This is a genomic window from Streptomyces odonnellii (assembly GCF_000981895.1).
Lineage (GTDB): Bacteria > Actinomycetota > Actinomycetes > Streptomycetales > Streptomycetaceae > Streptomyces > Streptomyces odonnellii.
Genome location: NZ_LATD01000360.1, coordinates 1 through 2,406 on the forward strand (window position 1 = coordinate 1; position 2,406 = coordinate 2,406).

Here is a 2,406-nt window from a genome sequence, read left to right on the forward strand (position 1 = left end):
CTCTCCAGCACGCCCTTGCCCGGATCCCCGACCAGCGTGACCTTCAGGTTCTCCTTCTCGCGGAACTTCGCGAGCTTCTCCGGCTTGTCCGGGGACACCCCGATCACGTCGTAACCGGCGTCGGCCAGCAGCCCGAGGTTGTCCGTGAAATCACAGGCCTGCTTGGTGCACCCTGGAGTGAGGGCGGCGGGGTAGAAGTAGACGATGACCTTGCGGCCCTTGTGGTCCGCGAGCGAGACGTCGCTGCCGTCCGCGTCGGGCAGGGTGAAGGCGGGGGCGGTGTCGCCGGGCTTGAGTCGCTCGCTCATGGTTCTCCTCGGTGGAGGTCGGGTGTACGCGGCCGAGCGTAATCGGGGGTGCCGCCGGGTGCGGCCACGGTGAAGCTGACAGACTGTCGAGGAAGTACTGAATCGAGTACTGAACGCAGTACGGACGAGGCACTACCGGACACGACGACGGAGGCAGCGCGGTGTCGGATTCCAGGACCCCGGCGCAGATCGAGGCGGACATCATCCGCAGGCGCGGGCAGCTCGCCGAGACGCTGGACGAGATCGGGGTGCGGGTGCACCCGAAGACGATCGTCGGCGACGCGAAGGCCCGGGTGGTCTCCAGTGTGGATCACACGGCCGGGCGTGCGTTCGTGGCGGTGAACAAGGTGGTGTCGGGGGTACGGGCGCAGTTCGTCGGGCTCGACGGCGGGCCGCGGCTGGACCGGCTGGTGCCGGTGGCGCTGGTGGCGGTCGGGGTCGTGGGGCTGCTGGCGGTGTCGGTACGGCGCCGTCGGCGCTGACGCCCCCCGGCGACGGATCGTCGGACCGCCGGGGGCCGTGGGGTTTACCCCTGTGGCATACGGCATGAACTTGAGCAGGTAGGTTCTGGGACGTGAGCGAGAAACCCCTCAGCCAGCTCGGCAGGCACGACCAGCACGACAAGCTGCCCATCCGGATGCTCCATGACCGGGTCCTGGTCAGGACGGACATCCCGGAGGGTGAGCGGCGCTCGTCCGGCGGCATCGTCATTCCCGCGACGGCCGCGGTGGGCCGGCGGCTGGCCTGGGCCGAAGTGGTGGCCGTGGGCCAGAACGTACGGACGGTGGAGCCGGGGGACCGGGTGCTGTACGACCCCGAGGACCGGGCCGAGGTCGAGGTGCGCGGGGTGGCGTACGTCCTGATGCGGGAGCGCGATCTGCACGCGGTCGCCGCCGACCGGTTCGAGGGTTCCGAGGATTCGACCGGGCTGTATCTGTAGCGGTCGCGCCAGCGGCCGCATCTGTGTGGCCGCTGCGATTTCACCCGCCCCGCGAACCCAAAGAGCCCCGAGCCCAAAGAGCCCGGGGCTCCGCGGCTCGGAGCCCAATGAGCCCCGGGACCCAGCACCGCAGGACCCGGGGCCCAGCACCCCGCGATGCGGCCGGATCACCAGTCGAGGCCAGGGATCCTCCGGCCGGCCGGGCTGCTGCCCGTACTCCATCCGTAGCTGTTCGTACCGCCGGGCCTGTTGTCGTCGATGTCGCCCAGACCGGAGTCGGCACTTCCGCCGAAGGGCGCTGCCTGTCCCAGCGACGCTCCCTGGCCCTGGCCCTGGCTCTGGCCCTGGCCCTGGCCGCGGGTCGGTCCGTACAGCCGGCTGTGCGGAACGTACGACTGCCCCGGGTAGCCGCCCCCGCTGGTGTGCGCCATGCTTCCGGGCCTGGCGGGGGTCCGTCCGTCCGTGCGGTCCTGGTTCGGGTACGGGCCCAGCTCCAGCGCCTCGTCGTCGGAGCCGGGCAGCGGGCCGTTGCCCGGCCCGTCCTTCACGATCCCGTCCGCCGAGTCCGCCGAGTCCGACGAGCCGGGCGATTCCGGTGAGTCCTCCGAGGACGAGAACCGGCTCGACCCCTCCTCGGTCCGCAGGTCAAAGTCCTTTGCCTGGCTGTCCTTGAGCACGTCCGCCGTGAACTGCCCCCAGATCTCGGCCGGCGGGCCGCCCCCGTTGATCCGGGTCTGGCCGAGCGCCCCGTACAGCGGCCTCTGCGCGGCGGTCTTCGGGTCGGCGCCCATCATCGCGATGACCGTCGTCAGATCCGGGGTGTAGCCGGCGAACCAGGCGGCCTTGTCGTCCTCCGCCGTCCCCGTCTTGCCCGCCGCGGGGCGGCCCGCGGAGAGCGCCGCGGTGCCCGTACCGCCCTCGACGACCCCGCGCAGCACGGCCGTGGTGGTGTCGGCGGCCTCGCGGCTGATGACCTGCTCGGTGCTGCGGCCGGGCAGTCCGACGTCCTTGCCGTTTCTGCTGATCTTGTCGACCAGGGTGTACGTGCCGTGCCGGCCGTGGTTGGCGAGTGTCGCGTACGCCTTCGCCATGTCCAGGACGCTGGCGGTGGCCGGGCCGAGCGCGATGGAGGGGGAGGGGGTCAGGTCGGGGGTGTTC

At 71.4% G+C, this 2,406-nt stretch carries 4 protein-coding genes; 2 read left to right on the plus strand and 2 right to left on the minus strand.

The features are described 5' to 3' along the window. On the minus strand, nucleotides 1-308 hold a 308-nt coding region (locus WH07_RS29455; RefSeq protein WP_046506542.1), incomplete at its 3' end, for a peroxiredoxin. 161 nt (nucleotides 309-469) lie between these two features. Here WH07_RS29455 and WH07_RS29460 point away from each other — a divergent pair. Then, the gene (locus WH07_RS29460; protein ID WP_046506545.1) at nucleotides 470-790 is read left to right on the plus strand and encodes a DUF3618 domain-containing protein; all 321 of its coding nucleotides are present in this window, start codon (nucleotides 470-472) and stop codon (nucleotides 788-790) included. A gap of 155 nt (nucleotides 791-945) precedes the next feature. Further along, on the plus strand, nucleotides 946-1,248 hold the full coding sequence (locus WH07_RS29465) for a GroES family chaperonin (RefSeq protein ID WP_046506547.1): 303 nt from the start codon (nucleotides 946-948) through the stop codon (nucleotides 1,246-1,248). Nucleotides 1,249-1,415: 167 nt separating this feature from the next. Here the strand turns inward: WH07_RS29465 and WH07_RS29470 are convergent. After that, on the minus strand, nucleotides 1,416-2,406 hold a 991-nt coding region (locus WH07_RS29470), incomplete at its 5' end, for a penicillin-binding transpeptidase domain-containing protein (protein WP_269801398.1).

Coding starts and splice junctions, on each gene's coding strand:
- WH07_RS29465 (WP_046506547.1), top strand. CDS start 946: ATGCTCCATGACCGGGTCCTGGTCAGGACGGACATCCCGGAGGGTGAG.